General features: G+C 69.1%; 18 protein-coding genes and 1 pseudogene. 9 read left to right on the top strand and 10 right to left on the bottom strand.

Annotation, left to right across the window (positions count from 1 at the left end; all coding sequences use genetic code 11):
• Positions 1–134: 134 nt before the first annotated feature.
• The 3 genes from ACTWQH_RS10655 (at position 135) to ACTWQH_RS10645 (ending at position 1,661) form a co-directional block, all read left to right on the top strand.
• Positions 135–257: a hypothetical protein gene (locus tag ACTWQH_RS10655; RefSeq protein WP_443286183.1), complete on the top strand. Its 123-nt coding sequence runs from the start codon at positions 135–137 to the stop codon at positions 255–257.
• A gap of 548 nt (positions 258–805) precedes the next feature.
• Positions 806–1,225 (top strand): hypothetical protein, encoded by a 420-nt coding sequence (locus tag ACTWQH_RS10650; protein ID WP_443286182.1) that lies wholly within the window; start codon positions 806–808, stop codon positions 1,223–1,225.
• Positions 1,212–1,661, top strand: a complete 450-nt coding sequence (locus ACTWQH_RS10645) for a hypothetical protein (protein ID WP_443286181.1) — start codon at positions 1,212–1,214, stop codon at positions 1,659–1,661. Before ACTWQH_RS10650 ends, ACTWQH_RS10645 begins: the two co-directional genes overlap by 14 nt.
• Positions 1,662–2,049: 388 nt before the next feature.
• On the opposite strand, the gene ACTWQH_RS10640 is transcribed toward ACTWQH_RS10645, so the two are convergent.
• The 6 genes from ACTWQH_RS10640 to ACTWQH_RS10615 all read right to left on the bottom strand — a co-directional run bounded on the left by ACTWQH_RS10640 (position 2,050) and on the right by ACTWQH_RS10615 (position 10,179).
• On the bottom strand, positions 2,050–2,913 hold the full coding sequence (locus tag ACTWQH_RS10640; RefSeq protein ID WP_443286180.1) for a hypothetical protein: 864 nt from the start codon (positions 2,911–2,913) through the stop codon (positions 2,050–2,052).
• Positions 2,914–3,101: 188 nt separating this feature from the next.
• Positions 3,102–3,791 carry a hypothetical protein gene (locus tag ACTWQH_RS10635; RefSeq protein ID WP_443286179.1) on the bottom strand — a complete coding sequence of 230 codons (690 nt, stop codon included), beginning with the start codon at positions 3,789–3,791 and terminating at the stop codon, positions 3,102–3,104.
• A gap of 84 nt (positions 3,792–3,875) precedes the next feature.
• Entirely contained in the window at positions 3,876–4,292 is a 417-nt protein-coding gene (locus ACTWQH_RS10630) for a hypothetical protein (protein WP_443286178.1), read from the bottom strand.
• A gap of 173 nt (positions 4,293–4,465) precedes the next feature.
• Complete coding sequence (locus tag ACTWQH_RS10625) at positions 4,466–6,913, bottom strand: hypothetical protein (RefSeq protein ID WP_443286177.1); 2,448 nt, start codon at positions 6,911–6,913, stop codon at positions 4,466–4,468.
• A 188-nt stretch (positions 6,914–7,101) separates the two neighbouring features.
• Positions 7,102–7,755, bottom strand: coding sequence for a hypothetical protein (locus ACTWQH_RS10620; RefSeq protein WP_443286176.1), 654 nt, complete (start codon positions 7,753–7,755; stop codon positions 7,102–7,104).
• Between the two features lie 6 nt (positions 7,756–7,761).
• Entirely contained in the window at positions 7,762–10,179 is a 2,418-nt protein-coding gene (locus ACTWQH_RS10615) for a hypothetical protein (protein WP_443286175.1), read from the bottom strand.
• Positions 10,180–10,376: 197 nt separating this feature from the next.
• Here ACTWQH_RS10615 and ACTWQH_RS10610 point away from each other — a divergent pair, with 197 nt between their 5' ends.
• Positions 10,377–10,841, top strand: a complete 465-nt coding sequence (locus tag ACTWQH_RS10610) for a hypothetical protein (protein WP_443286174.1) — start codon at positions 10,377–10,379, stop codon at positions 10,839–10,841.
• A gap of 184 nt (positions 10,842–11,025) precedes the next feature.
• A complete protein-coding gene (locus tag ACTWQH_RS10605) occupies positions 11,026–11,973 on the top strand; it encodes an LLM class F420-dependent oxidoreductase (RefSeq protein ID WP_443286173.1) in 948 nt (315 codons plus the stop codon).
• 69 nt (positions 11,974–12,042) lie between these two features.
• Here the strand turns inward: ACTWQH_RS10605 and ACTWQH_RS10600 are convergent, their stop codons facing one another.
• A complete protein-coding gene (locus ACTWQH_RS10600; protein ID WP_443286172.1) occupies positions 12,043–12,474 on the bottom strand; it encodes a helix-turn-helix domain-containing protein in 432 nt (143 codons plus the stop codon).
• A gap of 231 nt (positions 12,475–12,705) precedes the next feature.
• On the opposite strand from ACTWQH_RS10600, the pseudogene ACTWQH_RS10595 reads away from it, so the two are divergent.
• Positions 12,706–13,035 (top strand): annotated as a pseudogene (locus ACTWQH_RS10595) (STAS domain-containing protein); the annotation flags it as partial.
• 121 nt (positions 13,036–13,156) lie between these two features.
• Here the strand turns inward: ACTWQH_RS10595 and ACTWQH_RS10590 are convergent.
• Together ACTWQH_RS10590 and ACTWQH_RS10585 are read right to left on the bottom strand one after the other, a co-directional pair.
• Positions 13,157–14,137 carry a zinc-binding dehydrogenase gene (locus tag ACTWQH_RS10590; RefSeq protein ID WP_443286171.1) on the bottom strand — a complete coding sequence of 327 codons (981 nt, stop codon included), beginning with the start codon at positions 14,135–14,137 and terminating at the stop codon, positions 13,157–13,159.
• 96 nt (positions 14,138–14,233) lie between these two features.
• Positions 14,234–15,217: a SigB/SigF/SigG family RNA polymerase sigma factor gene (locus tag ACTWQH_RS10585; protein ID WP_443286170.1), complete on the bottom strand. Its 984-nt coding sequence runs from the start codon at positions 15,215–15,217 to the stop codon at positions 14,234–14,236.
• A 382-nt stretch (positions 15,218–15,599) separates the two neighbouring features.
• Between ACTWQH_RS10585 and ACTWQH_RS10580 the strand changes: the two genes are divergently transcribed.
• The 3 genes from ACTWQH_RS10580 (at position 15,600) to ACTWQH_RS10570 (ending at position 18,617) form a co-directional block, all read left to right on the top strand.
• Entirely contained in the window at positions 15,600–16,019 is a 420-nt protein-coding gene (locus ACTWQH_RS10580) for a DoxX family protein (RefSeq protein ID WP_443286169.1), read from the top strand.
• A gap of 183 nt (positions 16,020–16,202) precedes the next feature.
• Positions 16,203–17,342, top strand: coding sequence for a MarP family serine protease (locus tag ACTWQH_RS10575; RefSeq protein ID WP_443286168.1), 1,140 nt, complete (start codon positions 16,203–16,205; stop codon positions 17,340–17,342).
• Between the two features lie 153 nt (positions 17,343–17,495).
• Positions 17,496–18,617 (top strand): NAD(P)-dependent alcohol dehydrogenase, encoded by a 1,122-nt coding sequence (locus ACTWQH_RS10570; RefSeq protein ID WP_443286167.1) that lies wholly within the window; start codon positions 17,496–17,498, stop codon positions 18,615–18,617.
• Positions 18,618–18,654: 37 nt separating this feature from the next.
• On the opposite strand, the gene ACTWQH_RS10565 is transcribed toward ACTWQH_RS10570, so the two are convergent.
• Positions 18,655–19,353 (bottom strand): histone deacetylase, encoded by a 699-nt coding sequence (locus ACTWQH_RS10565; protein WP_443286216.1) that lies wholly within the window; start codon positions 19,351–19,353, stop codon positions 18,655–18,657.
• Positions 19,354–19,358: the final 5 nt, after the last annotated feature.

Below are 19,358 nucleotides of genomic sequence, written 5' to 3'. Positions count from 1 at the left end.
CCATGGGCAGTTCCAGCGGTCGACGTGGATCAGTGAGGTTGTCTTCGCGAGCTTCATCCCGCCGGCAACGGTGCGGGACCGCCCGCGAGTCGGTGCGGCGGCTTGAGTCGGCACACCGGACGTAGGCCCTCACCGTGCTGGAACAGGTCCTGCTGTCCAACGCCCGGGACGCCGCGAGCGACGAGCTGCTCCACGACCCGGTCACAGGCCTGCCCTCGATGCTCAGGCGCACGCCCGGGCCGAAGAGGGGGGCGTAGAGGTTCCGGGGGATTTCTAGGCCGCAGAGGGTGTCGGGGAGTGTCTACTCCCGCTCACCAGAGGAGGACGAAGAGGAGGAGCCGCCCGCGACCGTCGCCAGGATCGCACCGGCTGCCAGGGCCGCGGCGAGCATCGAGAGGCGACGACGACGCGCGGGCGCGGGCGCAGGCCAGGGGCACGCGCTCACCTCTCCTCGGGCGGCTCGGTCCGGTGGTACTTGTCGTCCCAGTGGGCGTTGAAGGAGTCGAGCGACGCGCCGCCCAGTACCGACTCCATCGTCCGCGTCAGCTCGGTGGTGATGTCGTCCGGGGTTCTCCGCGATCGGAAACGGGAAGGTGGCCCCGTCCTCCACCCGCACCCGATGGATGGGCGCGTTGTCTCCTTACCTCTCCTCCCCCGCCATCGAGGGCTACACGCCGACCCAGAGCTCACGCTCCTCGACGGGGGGTGAGCTGCCCCCACTGGTGGCCAGCGCGTAGGCGTTCGGTTACGGTAGTGAATCATGGGGCACGGGGCGGGTGTTGGCGTACGTTTAGCCTGCGTCGCCGTGTCCAACGATTCGGACCTGGTCAGAGGGGAACCAAGGATCGCGGCCGAGGGCGCCATGCATGCGATCGTCACTGCTCGCGGCAAGGGCTGGACGGGTGGAGTGTACGACCTGCCGTGCGGTCCGGGGGCCGTGGTTACCGGCGGCCACCTTTACTCCCTCCCGCGGCGTGACAGCTCGGAAGCGCCTTTCGAGCTGCCTTTTGCCGAACTCCAGGCATACGTTCCGGTACCGGACCACCCCTCGCTGTCGCATCAGTACCTGCTGACCGTTTCGTTCACCATGCCCAGTATCCATCACTGGGAGGCGCACATGCCGTCCATGGTGCGACTGCTGCGCAGCGTTACCTTCCCATTGGAGGCGCCTGCAGAGCCGGCAGCACCCGGCATCGAAAAGGAGGTGGGTCGTGTACTCCAGTAAAACCGAGTTGCATGAACAGGTTGCCTGGAAAGTCACTCAAGTAAACCCGACCGACAGGGTCCTGGTAGTTTTCCCTGGCAGGTTGGAGGGAGCGATTCTATGGTTCCTGGATATTGCAAGTATCATCAGTATAGTGTTTGACTTCCTTGCATTCACCAGGCGAAACTGTGTCGTTGCGCTCACGGAGCAGGAAATTATTGTCATTCCGATGACGCGATTCAACGAGCGTCTCAAGGCCATCAAGTACCGAATGTCGTGGCCGCAGGCGGCGGCGCTCATGGGCGAGGTGAAAGAGTATCGCCGCCTGAGGTCAACGTGGTTCCTTTTCGCCTTTCCCGGGAAGCGCCGGGCAAAGCGGATCACTGTGGCGCCTGGATGGAAGAATGAATTCCGCTACTTCCTGTCTGTGATCAGGCCGGCCCAGGCAAAAGGCTAACCTCGATCCGCCAGCGGTCGTGAGCGCGTGAGCGGGTTGCCGGCTCGCCCTGTTTGTCCCCCATGATTGCGGGTGGGTCCTCCGCGTGTCGCTGCGGCTGCGCCGGGGTTCCACGGCACCCGGAGATGGTGCGGGTCTGCTCCTTCCCCGGTCTCGTCGACCACGGGACTCCTGCCGCCGGAGCCACCCTTGACCTGACCCAACGTGACAGCCAGTCAGCCGCTCAGGACAACACACCGCCCAAGTTCGAAAGACCCCGGTTGGCTGGGCGTGCTGTGGGCCGGAGCCGTTCTGCTCCCCCTCACCCGGGGTGATGGGCTCCTCGACGCCGGACAGCGGGGCGCGATGTCCCGCCCCGGCCGACCTGCCCCGAGGCTCTCAACAGACGCTAACGAACGATGGCTTGTACTTCTTCCACGGTCAGCTCGTGGGTGGTCTCCAGCACGGCGTCCGGCAATTCCTGCGGCTCGGGCTGCCCGGTGCCGGTCCAGCTCACCGACCAGGTGATCGTGGCCGTCAGCTCGTAGGACTCGCCGTCCCCGGTGGCCCGGAGATACGTCACCCCACACGGCGGGTCCTCATCGCCCCGCCCCTCCTCGTACGGTTCCCCGATCGTGCCGTTGGCGCTGATCTCGCACGTGCCGTCTCCGGGGAACGTGACCGCGTCCTCCGTCCCGGGATCGATCGTCAGCGCGCTGGGCGTGGCCACTGTCGTGGCCTCCATGTCCAACCGGTCGAGCCGCGCCGTCGCCGACACCTCGCCGATGTCGCCGGTGTCCTGCCAGATCCAGGTCGGGAGGTTGACCGTCTGGGCCACATCCGCGTCCGGGCTCATGCTGACCTCGGTCTCGGGGAGCGGCAGCCACTCGTAAGCTGCTTCAGCCAACACTTCGGGGGAGATGGCGGGCTCTTCCTCGGGCTGCTCACCGTTCTCCACCCACTCCGCCAAGTCTTCGGAACACGCGAACGCGTCCCGGTCGTCCAGACGGTTGGGGTTCGGTACACCGAACCAGAACGCGCCCTCGTCCTCGATGTCGAGGTTGTAGTTCTCGTACGGATCGCCGGTGATGAAGTGCGCTGCTAACTCGCTCCTGAGATCTCCCACGTCCTCCGGGGGCATCTGCGCATAACTGGCCAGCATGTTATCCACGTAGTCCCGAGTCTCGGACGCCGTGCGCGCCTCGAACCAACAGGCCGGCGGCTCCCAGTCGCTGATTGGCGTCACCGTTCCAGGAGGTTCAGTGTCGCCCACGCTATTGGAATACTGAACTTCTGACGAGATGCCACCGGCGCCGGTGTCGCCCCCTACCTCTACTTCTTCGCCACCTTCGTTACTATCCCCGAAGCCTCCGCCACCGAAGTCTCCTCCTCCCTGACCATAAGCAGCATGGGGAACAGCCACCATCACGGCTAAGACTCCGACGATCAGGGCCCCGCGCCTCATCGCTCACACCTCCGGTCCAGCTCTGCGTCCCGAGCCATTACTAGTGACACCTGCCAGACGCCCTGTTCGTTCTGCTGCAGCACCTTCTGCGTGTAGTTGAAGTTCTGTGCGTCCTCTGGCTTGGGCAGCAGCTCTCCTGTGTTCAACTCCTTGGTCTGGACACCAGTGGAGTCGATGCAGTAGGTGACGGTCGCGCTCCCGGGACGGGGGATGCTCACGTCGAAGTCATAGTATTCCGCGGTACCTGCCCAGGATCGGTCGTTATCCGACCCGCCCCGGATGTACTGCCTGGCAGTGATGAGAGCATCCTCGATCGTGTAGAACTCCACAGCGTCGAGGCTGGGATTGCTCTCGGCGATCGCCATATCAATGGCACTGATCTGTTGCGTGAGATCGTCTAGGATCGCGTCCTTCCTGTCGTCACCCGTTTCGGTGTCCTCAAAGACATTGTTCATGTCGTCCGGCAACTCGATCTCTGGCCGATCAATACCGTCATCGCTCGGCGTCGCTTCCGGCGACTCGGAGCCACCACCGTTGTCGCTTGGCTCCGCCTCCGGCTCGGTCTGAACATCGTCGATGGCGTCGCCACCGTCCTCCGAGCCGGAATCGCCGGAGCAGGCCACAAGTAGCACCCCCACTGCCAGAGCACCTGCCGCACGAAAGACCGCACGAGCTTTGACCTTCACGACCCACTCCTTGCTGTTGGGAAGTTATACATCAAGATTTCTTTCCCCAGGCCGGATGATGCCATGGAGCAGACAGACCGACTGTCAGTTATACGGGACACAGGGAGCGCTCTTGACGATCGCATCCATGAGGGGCTGTATCAAATCAGCGAGCACCCTCTCGGATTCTTCATCGTCTTCAGGATAGGAAGCCCGGAGAGCTACGGTGTATCCCTCCGTGTAATCCTCCCAGGTGCAGGGCGCACTGGCCATTACCCACTCAGGCCATACCAGCGCATCGTACTTTCCGGCAACATCTTCGCCATCGCTCACCTCTACGGCGTACTCACCGGGGCCAATATTTGCCATGGCTTTGTAATCATGTTCCTTCGGAAAACCTTCTACCCTAATGGCCAGTTCGCCGTCAACCAAAATCCGGCACACCGCCGTTGCTCCCCTTAACATGTCTCCATCTGTAGTTACTCGTTCGCCAGGCGGAAAGATGGCGCCGAATTTCTGCATGTCTACTTCTACCCCGCAGAGTCTCTCGGGGAGAGAGTATGTGCGTTTCTCAGGGCCCTCGTCTCCTGCGCAGGAAGCCAACATTCCACTGACTACTAGTGTGACCGCTGCGACGCCCCTGCGCACGAGTCTCGTAGGCGCGATGAAGAGTTCTCCCAACGCTGATTCTCCAATCAGGAGCGAAATTCCACACCGTCGTTATGACCTGTCCGCGCCTCACGTCTTACCGCACTCGCGATCCTTTCGATGGCCTGCTCATCCAGGTTGCCATTCGATTCCGCAGCCATTCGCGCTGCGGCTTCAGCGGTATCTTCGACCCTGACCTCGCCCGCTGAATAGACATCGTTGGCGTCTTTAGCAGCTTCGCTACTGTTATCTCTCCGCAATTCTTCGCTGACCTCATTTATGAGGTCCTCGGCAGCCCATCCCGTGATCGTGCCCGCCACCGGCAGCTTTTCGGCCATAAGCTCCGTGCCGACGCCAGCTATACGTTGAGCCCACTGAGTGCCCGTATCTAGATGGCCGTTGAACTCCTCATCGCTTGCGATGCGCTCGTCGAAAACGGCCTCGGCTCTGCCTTGGTTGAGTATCCCGGCAACCTGTCCTCCAGCTTCCGAAGCATTCTCGACGGCGTCAACTATCTCATCATCCGTTCCTCCCACGTCATTGATGACGTAGTCCAATGCTACGGCTGTATATTCTTCCTGTGCCCTAATCACCGTCCCGTATGCCTCTGGATCCTGGCCCAGCGCCTGCACAAACCACTCGATATTACTCCGCTGTGGCTGCGCGATGTTTTCCGGCAGAGGCAGTTCTGCGCCGAACCCCGACAGGCCATACTGGATGTCCGGCATGTAATCGGCCGCGATATTGGCCAGACTTGTGCCCAGCTCTCCATTCTCCATCTTGTCAGGATTATCGCCGTAGAAGTCGATAACTCGCGCAGCAATATCAGCGTTCTGCATCGAATGAGGAATGCCTGAGTGAGCGTCATCATAGGCGTGACCCGAGGTAGCCGACTCAAGTGCATGGCCCAGTGCGGTGTATCCAGATTCCGATATGGTGCCCCAGTCACGCTCCTCTACGAGGTACCTGAAGTTTCCCGGATCGCTGAACATGGAAGCGGACGCATCTGGGTTGTGACCGAGGGCTTCCGCATAGCCTGCCACGGGGTCGTTCCAGAAGCTGTCGCCGACGAGCGTGGGAGGATCGCGGTAAAAAACTCGGTATGCTATTTGCCCTGGCCCGCCCGCGTCTTGCTCCCAGGAGATCAGAGCATTTCCATAGGTCGTCAGGAATTCATTGTCATACTCGCCGGTTTGCATCAAGTTGCTCATGATCAGGTAGCCGTAGGGCTCCCAAGCCATCTTGCTGGGATCACCGACGTCCTGGTCTCCCTTAGCGATGATGTCCCGTTCCCACTGGTCCATGCGCGGATCCGAGCTGCGCGTGGCGAGTCCTAGGAGGTTGCCGAGACTCTCTTGCATGTGAATGAGTGCCGACTCGCGGGCATCGCTGACGCTGTCTATCTCCCCCGTGTCCACGGGGACGATCAGCTCGGCCCAGGTCTGGAGGAGGTTCTCCGCGCCCACCTCTGTCGCCAGCCCAACGGCAAAGTCCTCGTTGTGCTGGTTGGCTTCCAGGACGGCAGCGAGGGCGGCGACTTCGACGTCTGTCATCTCCTCGCCCTTGCCCATCAGATCCGCTGCCCAGACGATCCTGTCCTGGTCGTTGCGGAAGTGGAAGTAGCCGTCGATCGCCTGCGGATTGCCTTCGGCGGTGAGGATCATCAGACGGTCGGGGAGGTCCTGGTCCCAGGAGCCGGTTTGGACTCCGGCGTTGAGCTCGTCCATGGTCTGCTGGAACAACTGCTCGTCGATCGGGACCTGGGAGCGTTCCAGCAGGTCCACGACGATTCCGAATCCCACCTCGCCGTCGTCGGAGCCGACCTGCCTCTTGCCAGCGTTGTTGAAGGCCTCCAGGCGGTCCAGGTATGCCTGGCCCTGCGGAGTGGTGGTCCACTCGTCGTAAGCTACGGAGCCGGGCTGCATGTCGCCGGGCACCCACATGGCGGCGCTCAGCATGTTGCCCATGGAAGTGAGGAGCCTGTCGGTGTCCTCGCTGTCGTCCATCTCCTCCACCTGCTGTGACAGGTGCAGGAATTCGTCCATGCCCATGTTGTCGATGATGTAGGCGGCGAAGTCAGGGTTCTCGTCTGAGTGATCGACCAAACCCTGCAGGCGGGAGATGTCCTCCTCGCTCAGCTCGTCCTTCGACGCGATGTCGAGGAACTCGTCGGCCAGGAACTGGTCGCTGACCTTGAAGTCCCACTCGATGTCGCTGCCGGAGTCGTCCTCAGGGGCGACGTACCCCGGCATCGGCTCGTGGTAGCCGGGATCGTCACCGCGCAGGATCCTGGCTCCCTCCCGCAACTGTTCCGCCGCGTCGTACAGCCACTCCAGCAGCGGTCGTAGCGAGGCCAGTTCACCCGACGCGTCGAGGTTACGGGCGCGGTCCAGGTAGCTGGTGAGGTCGCCGTACGCGCCACCGTCCCCAGCTGTCCTCAACTTGTCGGCCAGTTCCTCTAACTGCTCCGGATTCGCGTTACGGATGTCGCCCATGGCAGGCGTCGCTCCCTCCCCCGCCGGGCTCCCCAGCCCGGCTCAAACGAACGCGCGCCCCCGCGTCCCCGTGCGCGTGTGCTCTGTGCGTGTGTATGACAGCCTGTGGTCGGTTGTAACGCTACGGCCAGCGCCGGGAATCGGCCAAGTCACGGCCAGCCATCGTTACTTACCCTTCACGGACCGCATCAGCCATCTGAGTAGCCGGACGCCGGGTTGGGGCCGGGCTCGCACTGGGAGTGGGTCAGGGCCGCCCGCATGTAGGGCTGGATGAGGGCGGAGAGGACCTGGACCGACTCCTCCTCGTCGTCGGGATGTTCGGCCCGGAGGACGAGCGTGAAGGAGTTGGTGATCGCGCCCGGGGACGGGCGGCACGACGTGCCGGCGAGGGCGTAGCCCGGCCAGACCATGGCCTCGTACTCGCCATCCACGGGCACGCCGTCCGCCATCTCGTAGTCGAGTTCGACGGGTTCCCCGGCGATGTAGTTGCTCGTGCTGGCCAGCTCCCCCTCGAAGCTGTCCTGGCCGGAGACCTCGGTCCACAGGGTCAGCTCGCCGTCGAGTTCGATCGTGCACCGATCCATGGTGGCGAGGCCGGTGGTGTCCTCGAAGCTGCCCTCCACGCTCAGGCGCGCGCCCGGACCGAAGAGTGGGGCGTACAGGTCCCGGGGGACCTCCAGGCCGCAGAGGGTGTCGGGGAGGGCGTACTCCCGTTGGCCGGGGTCGGAGGAGGACGAGGAGCCGCCCGCGACCGTTGCCAGGATCGCGCCGGCTGTCAGGGCGGCGGCCAGCGTCGAGACGGCGACGACGACGCGCGGGCGCAGGCTCGGGCTCATGCTCACCGGCCCTCACCTCTCCTCGGGCGGCTCGGTCCAGTGGTACTTGTCGTCCCAGTGGGCGTTGATCGTCTCACCGACCCCGTTCCTCAGGTCCTCCAGCGTCGCGTCCACGTTCTCCCCCGGCTGCTGCGGCACGTAGTTCTGCCCGGCCACGTCGATCGCGTTCCGGGCCGCCTCGCCCATGGCGTCCTGGGCCGCCCAGTACTCGTCGTTCGCGTCCGCCCGCGCCTCGTCCGAGCTGTCGCGCCGGATGGAGTCGAAGATGCTGCCCTGCAGCTCCTCCACGCCCCAGCTGATCACGTCGCCGCCGACTGGCAGGCGTTCCGTCAGCAGGCCCACGCCCTCTCCGAGGATCAGGCCCGCCGCCGTCTCGGCGATGTCGACCTTCTGGTTGAACGCCTCATCCTCCGCGATCCGGTCGTTGAACACCGCGTCGGCGCGGGCGTCGGCGAGGATGCCGGCGACCGTGGCGCCCGGGGCGATGGCGTTCTCGACGCGCTCGCCGACGTTGACGCCGGAGCCGGAGTGGCCGTTCATCGCCACGTCCACGGCGAGGGCCGTGTACGCCTGCTGCGCGCCGGTGAGGGCGCCGTACGCCTCGGGGTTGCGGCCGACCTGGCTGATGAAGAGGCCGACCATGTTGTGGCCCTGGCCGCCCTCGTATTCGAAGAGGTCGGGGAGGTCGTCCTGGGGCGCGTGCAGCAGGTTGGCCTGCTCGCCCAGCGTGTACTGGATGTCCTCCATGAACGCCGCCGCGCTGTGGCCGAGCTGGGCGCGGATGTCCACGAACTTCCCGTCGTCCGCGATGAGCGCGCCCTCGTCGGCGGAGAACGCCTCGACCACGTCCTGCATGATGCGGTCCCCGGCCGGGGTGCGGTGGTACGCCTCGTCGCTCCACGCCGGGTGGCCGGTGGTGGCCGCCTCCAGGGCGTTGCCGAAGCCGGAGTGGTCATCGGGCAGCATGGGCAGCTCGGTGACGCTGTACGGGGAGGTCATCAGCGACTTGTAGTTGGTCTCCCAGTTCCGGTCGTTGATGAGGTAGTCGAGGTTGTCGTTCCGGTCCGGGTCCAGCCAGAGGGCGGCGGCCTCGGGTTGGCGGCCCATGATGCCGAGGACGCTGTTCACCGGGTCCAGGTTGAACCGCTCCAGGTCCTCCCAGTCGGTGCCCTCCACGCCCGCCGCGTCCCCGTAGTGGGTCGGCCAGAAGTCGTCGTTGCCCTCCTCCGCGTCGCGGATGTCGTCGGCGACGTCGGTGAGGAACCCGGACGAGTAGTCGGCGTTGCCCGCCTCCATCAGCTGGGTCAGGAGCTGGTAGCCGCGCACGTCGTAGTCGCTGAAGCCGACGTCGATCTCCGAGCGGCCCACCTCGTGGAAGTCCTCCATGAAGTCGATGTACCACTGGGCCTCGGAGGTGGCCGACCAGTTGGGGTACCAGGGGTCGCCGGGCTGCGGGCGGCCCACGTCGGTGGCGTTGGCGAGGGAGTTGGCGATGTTCTGCTGGAGCTGGGAGTAGCCGGGGCGCAGCTCCTCGTCGCCGCCGCTGATGCGCTCGGGGAGCCGTTCGGCCAGCTCGGCCAGGCCCTCGGGGCTGATGCCGCTCATGAGGGCGCGGTTGAAGTCGCCGTTCTGGGCGTTGTTCTCCAGGAACTCGTTGAGGGCGTTCAGCTCGGTGACGGACAGGTCGTCGGCGTTGATGACGCCCTCGACCAGCTCGGCCGCCTCGGCCGTGTTCGCGTCGCTCGCGTTCGCGAACGCCTCCATGCGGGCGGCGTACGCCCGGCCCTGCGGCGTGTTGCGGGTCCAGTCCTCGTACTCCTGCGTCCCGGGCTTGAGGTTCCCCGGCACGAAGAACGCGGCGGTGAGGACGTGGCCCATGTCCTCGCGCAGCCGGTTGGCGTCGTCGGGGTCCTCCATGTCGCCGGCCCTGTCCTGGATCTGCTGGGAGAGGGCGAGGAACTCCTCGACGCCCATCTGGTCGACCAGCGCGGCGGCGAAGTTCGGGTTGTCGGCGAACGCCCCGAGCAGCGTGGCGAGTTCGGCGATCTCCTCCTCGGTGAGCTCGCCGTCCTGCTGGACGATCTCCAGGAAGCGGTCGATGTTGCCCTGCCCGATCACCTCGAACGGGTCGCCGGGCTGCATCCGGGCGTACTCGTCCAGCTCCTCCTGGGTGGGCACGTGGCCGTAGGACCAGTCCGGCGGCGGGGTGTCGCCTCGCAGCAGGGCCGCCTTGTCGCGCAGCTGGTCGGCCGTGTCCATCAGCCAGCTCAGCAGCGGGCTGAGCGAGGCGAGGTGGGACGAGGCGTCGAGGTTGCGCGCGCGGTCGAAGGCGCTGCTCAGGGTGGCGTACGCGCCTCCCTCGCTCAGCGTGCACAGATGGTCGGCCAGTTGGTCCATCTGATCGGGATTCGCGTTCCGCGTGTCGTTCATGGCAGCCGTCACTCGCTCCCTCTGGGGGCGCCCCCACTCCGCCATTCGTCGCCGCGAGGCTAGGACGGGCGGCGCACGGGCGCCAAGACGCGCGGTGCGCTTCGCACGGAACTGTTACAGGCCGCGCGGGCGGGAATACCTTCCGGACGGTGCTGCGTAGCCGCGTACGGAGGAGAGCGGGGAGCGAGGAGCGAGGAATGGATGTGGCGGTGATCGCCGGGCTGGCGGGCGGCGGGCTGGCGTTGCTGGTGGGCGTCGCGCTGGCGACGCGGCCGGTGGTGGCCGCCGGGCACGCCGACCGCGCGCAGCGCGGCGCGTCGTCGATCACCACCCCGGCGGCGACGTGCGTGCTGTGCCGTCAGCCGGTCTGGGACGCGGACCAGGCGGTGCCGCTCGACCGGAGCACGGCGCGGCGGTCACCGGCGGGGCGGCTCGCGGGGAAGCCGCCCTGGCTCGGCCACGTGGAGTGCGCGCGGGCGGCGGGGGTCGAGGTGGCGGGGCACGAGCCCGAGCTGAGGGCCGGGGAGCTGGCGTGTCCCTCGTGCGGCTTCCGGTTCCGCGCGCCGGAGCGACCGGGTGCGGGAGCGGGGGCGGAGAAGGGCGCCGCCGTCGTGTACGTGCGGTGCCCGCGCTGTGCCCTGTTCTGGGACGCGGAGGCGTAGGCCGGGTTCCTGTCACTGGCAGGCGTACGCCGCCTGCCTGGCGCGGCGTGTGAGGCGTGTGAGGCGTGTGAGGGGCGTGAGGCGCGCGATAGGGGCGCATGGCGGGCGTAACGGGCGTGCCGGAGAAAAGCACGTCTAACGGCGTAGGCCCAGTTCGGCCGGGCAGGGCCTAACCTGAGGGGGCATGGACATCAGTGTGGTAGCAGCGTCGCGTGAGGATGACCGGCCGCCTGGGGAGGCGTTGCGGGTCGGGGTGGTCGCCGACCGCCTCGGGTACGGGGAGGTGTGGGTCGGCGAGGGTCCGACATGGGACTCGTTCGTGCTGGCCACGGCGATCGGGATGCGTACGGAGAACGTCGCGCTGACCGCCGGGCCGCTGCCGGTCTCCGTCCGGGACCCGGCGACGATCGCGCGCGGCATCGCCGGCGCGGCGGCGCTCGTGGGGCGGCCGGTCGGCGTGGCGCTCGGCGCCTCCAGCGTGCGCGTGGTCGAGGGCGTGCACGGGCGTTCGCGGGCCCGGGTGGTGAGCGTGCTGGCGGAGAGCGCGGCGCGGGTGAGGACGCTGATGGGCGAGGGCTGGGAGGAGTGGGGGGAGGGCTTCCGGCGTCGGCTCGGGCCGCCCGGCGGGCCGCTGACGGTGGCGGCGTTCGGCGACCGCGCCATCGGCGTGGCGGCGGAGCACGCCGACCGGATGGTGCTCGACATGGTCTCGCCTGAGCAGGTGCGCGCGCTGCGCGCGAAGCTCGAGACGGCGGCGAAGCGGGCGGGCCGCGCCACGCCGCCCCGGCTGGCGGCCTGGCTGCCCGCGGCCGTCGATCCGGTGGCGGAGTCCTACACGCACATTCTGCGCGGCATCGCCGGGTACCTGACGGTGGGCGGCTACGCCGACGTGTTCGAGGAGGCGGGCTTCGGCCGGGCCGTGGAACTGGCGCGTGAGGGGGCGCCGTTCGAGGAGCGGCTGGCGGCGCTGCCGCGGGAGGCGGCGGGGATGCTCGGGCTGGTGGGGGACGAGGGCGCGGTGCGGGAGCGGCTGGAGGAGTACGCGGCGGCGGGGCTCGACGAGATGGCGGTCGTCCCGGCGACGATGGGCGATCCGGACGGGGAGCGGACGCTGGCCGCGCTGGCGGCGTAACGCCGGGGTGTTCTGGACGCCGCGAGGCCGCGGGCCGTGATGTCGTGACGCCCGGACGTCCCGTTCGTCCTAGACCTGTTCGGCGACGCGGCCGATCTTCGCCAGGCGGGCGAGGGTTGGCCGCGCCAGCACCTCGCCGATGTCGTGCAACGCCAGGATCAGCTCCTCGACCCCGTCCAGCGGCGCGTCCTTCCCGGCGTGGAGGAGCAGGGCCCGGTACTCGTCGGCGGTCAGGGTGGTGCCGGGCAGTTCGACGGATTCGGCGTCGGCGCCGGCGTCGGCGTGGAGGAGGACCGGGATGGTGGTGTCCAACGCCAGTGCGAGCGCGGTGAGTTCGGCGGCGGTGAACGCGCGGCGCCCGCGCTCCGCCTGGTGCACGGCCTGGCGGCGCCAGGGCTTGTCGAGGTAACGCCCCACCTCCTCGCCCAGTTCGCTCAGCGACATGCCGCGCGCCTCGCGCAGCCGCGCGATCTGCCGCCCGATGGCCTCTTCGACCTTCATCCCCGCTCGCTCCCGCCGTTCCTCGTCAACGCCGCGTCATCGCCCGCACTCAACGCCCGCGTCAACGCACACGTCAACAGACTGTCATTCTTCATGATGACAGCGGAATTCCTTCGTTGACAGCCCGCGCCCGGCCGCCGTAGCGTAGCGGCCCACGATTCGGCGACAACGCGCACGGTGACGACGCCGGACGAGGGGACGACGGGAGGGCACACCGTGGAGTCCATCCGCATGGAGACCGTGGCCGCCGGGGACGGCGGCGACCGCGTCGTGTTACGGATCGCAGACGAACTGGACGCGTACACCGCTCCCGCGCTGCGCCAGCGGCTGCACGACCTCATCGCCGAGGGCGCCGTGCACATCATGGCCGACCTGCGCGAGGTGGCCTTCATGGACTCCACCGGCCTGGGCGTGCTCGTCGGCGGCCTGAAGCGTGCCCGGGCGGCCGAGGGGACGCTCACCCTCGTCATCGGCCGCGAACGCATCCTGCGGATCTTCCGCGTCACCGGCCTCACCAAGCACTTCGCGATCCACGCCACCGTCGTGGCCGCCCTGACCAGCGACGCCGAGTGGTGCCAGGCGGTCGGCGGCGCGGTGGGCGCCGAGGAGTGGTGCGTGAAGCACGGGCTGCTGTAGCCGGCCCGGGGCCACATGGCCGGCCGGGGCCCGTCCTCGACCGGTCTCAGACCAGCAGCAGCGTCTTGCCGACGACCTCGCGGGACTCGATCGCGGCGTGGGCGTCGGCGGCGCGCTCCAGCGGGAAGGTGGCTCCGATGTGGGGGCGGATACGCCCGTACGCGGCCTCGTTCAGGGCGCGGGTGGCCCACGCGCGGTGGTCGTTCTCCGCCGACCGCTGGAGGTGCTCGATGCCGCGCAGCGTGATGCCGCGCCGCACGGCCTCGGCCCGGTCGACGGCGCCGAAGCCGCCGCTGGGCGCGCCGTGCGCGGAGACGCGGGCGCCGTCGGCCGTGGCCTGGGCGAACGCCGCCAGCCCGATCTCGCCGCCCGCGCCGTCCCACAGCACGTCCACGCCCGCGCCGCCGGTGGCCGCGCGCACCTTCTCCGTCCAGCCCGGCTCGGTGTAGTCGACGACCAGCTCGGCGCCGAGCTCGCGGACGACCGCCAGCTTCCGCTCGCCCCGGGCGGCGCCGATGACGCGGGCGCCGGCCGCGCGGGCGAGCTGGACGAGCAGCAGGCCCATGCCGCCCGCGGCGGCGGTGATCAGCACCCACTCGCCGGCCCGGAGGTTGGTGGGTTCGAGGACGCCGATGGCGGTGGTGCCGTCGTGGACGAGGGCGGCGGCCTCGCGCAGGCCCACGTCCGGCACGGGGATGAGGGCGTCGGCCGGCGCCACGACCCGCTCGGCGTAAGCGCCGTTCACCACCTCGGAGGTCACGACGTGCCGCCAGCGCCGCGCCAGGTCGGGGGCCACGCCCTCGCCGACGGCGACGACGCGCCCGGCGACGCCGCCGCCGGGGACGTAGGGCGGCTGGACGGGGAACCACTCGGTGGCCAGGCCGCGCCGGATCATCGTCTCGATGTGGATGGTGTCGATGACGGTCGTCTCGATCACCACCTGCCCGGGGCCCGGGGAGGGGTCGGGCGCGTCCCGCAGCTCAAGCACCTCGGGGCCTCCGAACCGCACGGCCTGGATCTCTCGCATGTGGGTGCCTCTCCTGGTGGTCGACCCTCGTGTCGAGTGGTCAAGTGGTCGAGTCGTCCGAACGCCACCAGTCTCGAACTTCAAGCCGCCTTGAGGTCAAATCCCCTCGACGGCGTCGGCGCCCTCGGCGCCCTCGGCGCCCTCGCCGCCGTCGGTACGGTCGGCGCCCTCGGCGCGGTCCGGGCCGTCGAGCTCGATCTCGTCGTGGAGGCGGGAGCATATGCGGTTCAGGAGGCGTGAGACGTGCATCTGCGAGATCCCGAGCTGCTCCGCGATCTTGCTCTGCGTCATCTCCTCGAAGAAGCGGAGGTACAGAATTCTCTGTTCGCGCTCGGGAAGGTCGCGCAGCCGGGGCTTGACCGACTCGCGGTAGACCACCTGGTCGTACCCGGGGTCGGGCAGGCCCAGGGTGTCGCCGAGCGTGTACCCCTCCCCGATGCCCGGCAGCTCGGCGTCGAGCGACAACGGACTGTAACTGTCCAGCGCCTCAAGGCCGATGCAGACCTCTTCCTGCGTCAGCCCGCTGCACTCCGCGAGTTCGGCGACGCTGGGCACGCGGTCGTCCAGGCGGCAGTCCAGCTCGCGGCTGGCGGCGCGGACCCGGTTGCGCAACTCCTGCGTGCGGCGCGGCACATGCACGCCCCAGAGGTGATCGCGGAAGTGGCGCTTGACCTCGCCGACGATGGTGGGGACGGCGTAGCTCTCGAACGCGCTGCCGCGCCGGGGGTCGAAGCGGTGCACGGCCTTGACCAGGCCGAGCGCCGCCACCTGCTCCAGGTCTTCGAGGGATTCCCCCCGGTCGCGGAAGGTGCGGGCCAGGCGCCCGGCCATCGGCATCCAGGCGTGGATGACCTCCTGGCACAGCCGGTCGCGCTCGGGGCACTCCGGCAACTCGGCCATCCGCCGGAACTGCCGCGTGGTGTCGGGCGCGTCGTCGTGCGGATGCCGTCCCCGCCTCGTCGTTCTCCGCCCGGCCTCCTGTCCGGCCCGCCCGGGTCCGGTGCGCTTGGCGGCCGGCCCGGTGGTCGGTCGGGTGCGTCCCGTTCGTTGCGTGGATTTCGTGCGTGCGGAGGTTGTCATAGCGGCTCTCCCGGGGACGTCGAGGGCAGTCCTGCGACTACTCTCAGTGCGGAGGCGACCGCACCTTTCGCCCTAATCGCTCGTTTTTGCTCCGAGGCACGAAGACCCCATGCCCGGCAACGCCGGGCGTAAACGGCACCCTCGCCGCGGGATCCTCATCGGTCCTCCCAGCAGTATCGGTCGCTTCGAGAAAAGCTGCGACAGCAAACGACACAGGCCACGACGCCGCACACTCAACGCACGGATGGTCACCGAGAGTGTTGGGGGTGCGGGGGCCGGGCAGCGATGGGAGGCTGGTACGGGTGCACGGGGGGCGCGTCGGGGAGCGCGTGAGGGGAGGCTCCTTCGGGGGAAGTTCCTTCGTCCGGACGCTGGAGGCCCCATGGACGTCCTGGTACTGATCGGCAGGATTCTCTTCGCAGCCCTCTTCCTCAACTCGGCGATAGGACACCTGACCCAGAGCAAGGCGATGGCGGGATACGCCGGGTCCAAGGGCGTGCCGGCGCCGCAGGCCACCGTGCTCGCCTCCGGCGTGCTGCTCCTGGCGGGCTCGCTCAGCGTGCTGCTCGGCGTGTGGGCGGACCTGGGCGCGCTGCTGCTGGTGATCTTCCTCGTGCCGACCGCCCTGTTCGTGCACAACTTCTGGACGCTGTCCGACACCGAGGCGCGCCAGGGCGACATGGTCCACTTCCTGAAGGACATCGCGCTGGCCGGGGCGGCGCTGATGCTGATGGCGCTCTTCTCGTTCGCCGACGACGACTTGGGGCTGACCATCACCGGGCCGCTGTTCGACATCGACTGAGACCGAGCGAGATCGAACGAGACCGACTGGCATCGACCGGCATCGACCGACCGGGGAACGAGGACCAACCATGGGAACCCGCGACGGCGGCGGACCGTTCGAATTACGACGAAAAACGCGACGAAGAGGGCCAAGCCACCACCCGCGCCAACGCGGCCGGGGCCGGATGAGGGGGAGACGCGGGTGAACGTGCTCGACGTGGCGCTGCTGCTCGCCGTCGCCCTCTTCGCCGTCTCCGGGTACCACCGCGGGCTCGTCGCCGGGATCGTCTCGCTGGCCGGCTTCGTCGGCGGCGCCGCGCTGGGCGTGTGGCTGCTGCCCTTCATCGTCGACCCGCTGGCCCCCGAGACGATGGGCTCCACCTTCGTCGCGCTGCTGGTGGTGCTGCTGCCCGCCGCCGCGGGGCAGGCGCTGGCCTGGCCGTTGGCCGATCGGCTGCACGAGGCGCTCAGCGTCACGCCGGTGCGCTGGGCGGACGGCGTGGGCGGGGCGCTGCTCAACGCGGTGGCGGTGCTGATCGTCGCCTGGATCGCCGCCAGCAGCCTCGCGCCCACCCCCTCCCCCGGGCTGAACCGCGCGATACAGGGGTCGAGCGTGCTCGGCGGCGTGCAGGACCGGATGCCCGAGCAGGCGCCGACCTGGTTCAGCCGCGCCTCCGACGCGCTCACCGACGCCGGATTCCCGCAGGTCTACAACCCGTTCGAGAACATACCGACCACCGAGGTGCCCGCGCCCTCGGGCGACAGCGTCACGCGGGCCGCGATCAACGCCGCCCAGCGCAGCACGGTGAAGGTCGAGGCCACGTCGGCGTTCTCCGGGCAGGCGGGCAGCGGCTTCGTCTACGCCGACGGGCGGGTGCTGACCAACGCCCACGTGGTGGACGGCGCCAGCGCGGTCTCCGTGCAGACGGGCGGCGTCGGCGAGTGGCTGGACGCGGAGATCGTGCACTTCGACCCGGACACGGACGTGGCCGTGCTGTCCGTCCCCGGCCTCGTGGCGCCGGTGCTGAACCTGACGGACGGCGAGGAGGAGGCCGGGACCGGCGACCCCGCCGTGGTCGCGGGCTACCCGGAGGACGGCAGCCTCGACCTCCAGGCCGCGACGGTCGCCGACCGCACCCAGGCACGCGGCCAGGACATCCACGGCGAGTCGGTGGTCACTCGCGACATCTACACCGTCCGCTCCCTCGTCCGCCCCGGAAACTCCGGCGGCCCGCTGCTGACCACCTCCGGCGAGGTGTACGGCATGGTCTTCGCCCGCTCGGTGACGGATGCGGACACGGGCTACGTCCTGACGGCGGACCAGATACGCGCCGTTCTGTAGGCGGCCGCGACAGCGCGCCCCAGCCCCAGCCCCGGGCGGGGTGCCAGGGTACGGGGTCAGAAGGCGGAGCCCCGGACCACCACTCACCCGCACAGGCGAGCCGCGCCCGCCGCCCAGGGTGCGGCGCCCCCCGCGCGCCCGCACCCTGGGGGAATGGAGATGCAGGCGGCTGTGCTGCGCGACCCGGAAGGCCCGTACGCCCTCGAACCGCTCGACCTCGCCGAGCCCGGCCCCGGCGAGATCCTCGTCAGAATCGTCGGCACCGGCTTCTGCTCCACGGACACGCTGCCACGCGACGGCGACGAGTCCGGCGTCCGGCTGCCGGTGATCACCGGCCACGAGGGCGCGGGCATCGTCGAGGCCGTGGGGCCCGGCGTACCGGGCGAGCAGCACCTGGTGCCCGGCGACCACGTGGCGCTGTCCTTCGACTCCTGCGGCTTCTGCCTGGCCTGCCTCGGCGGCCACCCGGCGCAGTGCGACACCTTCGCCCCCCGCAACCTGTCGGGCCTGCGGGTCGACGGCTCGACCGCCGTCCACGCGCCGGACGGCACGCCGGTCAGCTCGCGGTGGTTCGGGCAGTCGTCGTTCGCCACCCACTGCCTGGCAACGGCACGGAACGTGGTGCGGGTCGACCCCGCGCTGCGCCTGGAACTCCTCGGCCCGCTCGGCTGCGGCATCCAGACCGGCGCCGGGGCGATCCTCGTCGCGATGCGGGTGACGGCCGGGTCGAGCGTCCTGGTCTCGGGCCTCGGCGCGATGGGCCTGGCCGCGGTGATGGCGGCCCGCGTGGCGGGCGCCACGACCATCATCGCGGTCGACGTCCAGGCCGAACGGCTCGACCTGGCCCGCGAGCTGGGCGCGACCCACGCCATCGACGCCGGGGAGGTGGTGAGCGACGGCGACGTGTCGCGCCAGGTGCAGAAGATCACGCAGGGCGGGGCGGACTACGGCTTCGACACCACCGGGGTCCCGGACGTGATCGCCGGCGACCTGGACGCGCTGGCGACCGGCGGCACGCTGGGCGTCGTCGGGCTGCGGCGCGGCGAGGTCAGGGTCGGTCCTGAGCTGATGCGGCACATGCGGACGCTCCGCGGGATCGTGGAGGGGGACGCGGTGCCGCAGCGCTTCATCCCGCAGCTCATCGAGCTCTGGCAGCAGGGGCGTTTCCCCTTCGACCGGCTGATCCGGACGTTCCCGCTGAGCGCGATCAACGAGGCCGAACGGGCCGCCGCCTCCGGCGAGGTCGTCAAGCCCGTCCTCCTCCCGGGCGGCTGAGCGGTTGATCCCTCCCCCGACGGGGGAGAACACAGCCCTAGCCGGAGTGGGATGTGGTCGGGAGGCCCGCCAGGGCCTCCCGCACCGCCTCCGGGGTCCACACGCCGCGCGCCCCCGGCCGCGTCGCCAGGTACGCCGCGACCCGCCCCACACTCCACCCGTGCGCCGCCGCCAGCCCCGCCCCCACATGCCGCAGATACCCGCCCGCCGGCGCGTTCAGCGGCAGGTGCCCGCTGTCCCACCGCGTCGGGGCCGTGAACGTCACCACCGGAAACCCGTCGATCGCCCCCGCGCAGATCAGCGTCTCGTACCGCCCCGGTCCCATCCGCGCCCGCCCCGCCCGCAGCACCCCGCTCAGGTCCAGGTCCCCCGCCGGCCGCCGCCCCATCTCCTGCGCCGCGATGTCCGAGAACTGCCCGACCGTCAGCAGGTACGCCCGCGCCGCCGTCTCCTCCCCCGCCGCCGCCGGGTCGTAGAACGCCCGCCCGCCGCCCCACACCTTCGACTCCGTCGCGAAGTACAGCACCCCGGGCAGCATCACCGGCACCGAACGCCGCGGCGGCCGGGGATCCCGGCAGCCCGGATGCGGCAGCCGGCCGCCCGGCGGCGTGCCGCCGCGCAGGTAGCGGGCGAGGCGTTCGGGGTGGGCGTTCGACCCGTAGGCGGCGTACCAGACCTGCCCGACCTGCCCGGGACAGCGAACCCTCGATGACCGGTCGGGGAACTCTCGCGACAATTCCA

The organism is Streptomyces sp. 6N223 (genome assembly GCF_052246635.1).
Classification (GTDB): Bacteria; Actinomycetota; Actinomycetes; order Streptomycetales; family Streptomycetaceae; genus Streptomyces.
The sequence above is the reverse complement of the archived record's forward strand: the minus strand, read 5'-3'. Positions and strand labels throughout refer to the sequence as shown.

Coding starts and splice junctions, on each gene's coding strand:
- ACTWQH_RS10580 (WP_443286169.1), top strand. CDS start 15,600: ATGGACGTCCTGGTACTGATCGGCAGGATTCTCTTCGCAGCCCTCTTC.
- ACTWQH_RS10590 (WP_443286171.1), bottom strand. CDS start 14,137: ATGCGAGAGATCCAGGCCGTGCGGTTCGGAGGCCCCGAGGTGCTTGAG.
- ACTWQH_RS10605 (WP_443286173.1), top strand. CDS start 11,026: ATGGACATCAGTGTGGTAGCAGCGTCGCGTGAGGATGACCGGCCGCCT.
- ACTWQH_RS10585 (WP_443286170.1), bottom strand. CDS start 15,217: ATGACAACCTCCGCACGCACGAAATCCACGCAACGAACGGGACGCACC.
- ACTWQH_RS10610 (WP_443286174.1), top strand. CDS start 10,377: ATGGATGTGGCGGTGATCGCCGGGCTGGCGGGCGGCGGGCTGGCGTTG.
- ACTWQH_RS10630 (WP_443286178.1), bottom strand. CDS start 4,292: ATGCAGAAATTCGGCGCCATCTTTCCGCCTGGCGAACGAGTAACTACA.
- ACTWQH_RS10570 (WP_443286167.1), top strand. CDS start 17,496: ATGGAGATGCAGGCGGCTGTGCTGCGCGACCCGGAAGGCCCGTACGCC.
- ACTWQH_RS10615 (WP_443286175.1), bottom strand. CDS start 10,179: ATGAACGACACGCGGAACGCGAATCCCGATCAGATGGACCAACTGGCC.
- ACTWQH_RS10625 (WP_443286177.1), bottom strand. CDS start 6,913: ATGGGCGACATCCGTAACGCGAATCCGGAGCAGTTAGAGGAACTGGCC.
- ACTWQH_RS10600 (WP_443286172.1), bottom strand. CDS start 12,474: ATGAAGGTCGAAGAGGCCATCGGGCGGCAGATCGCGCGGCTGCGCGAG.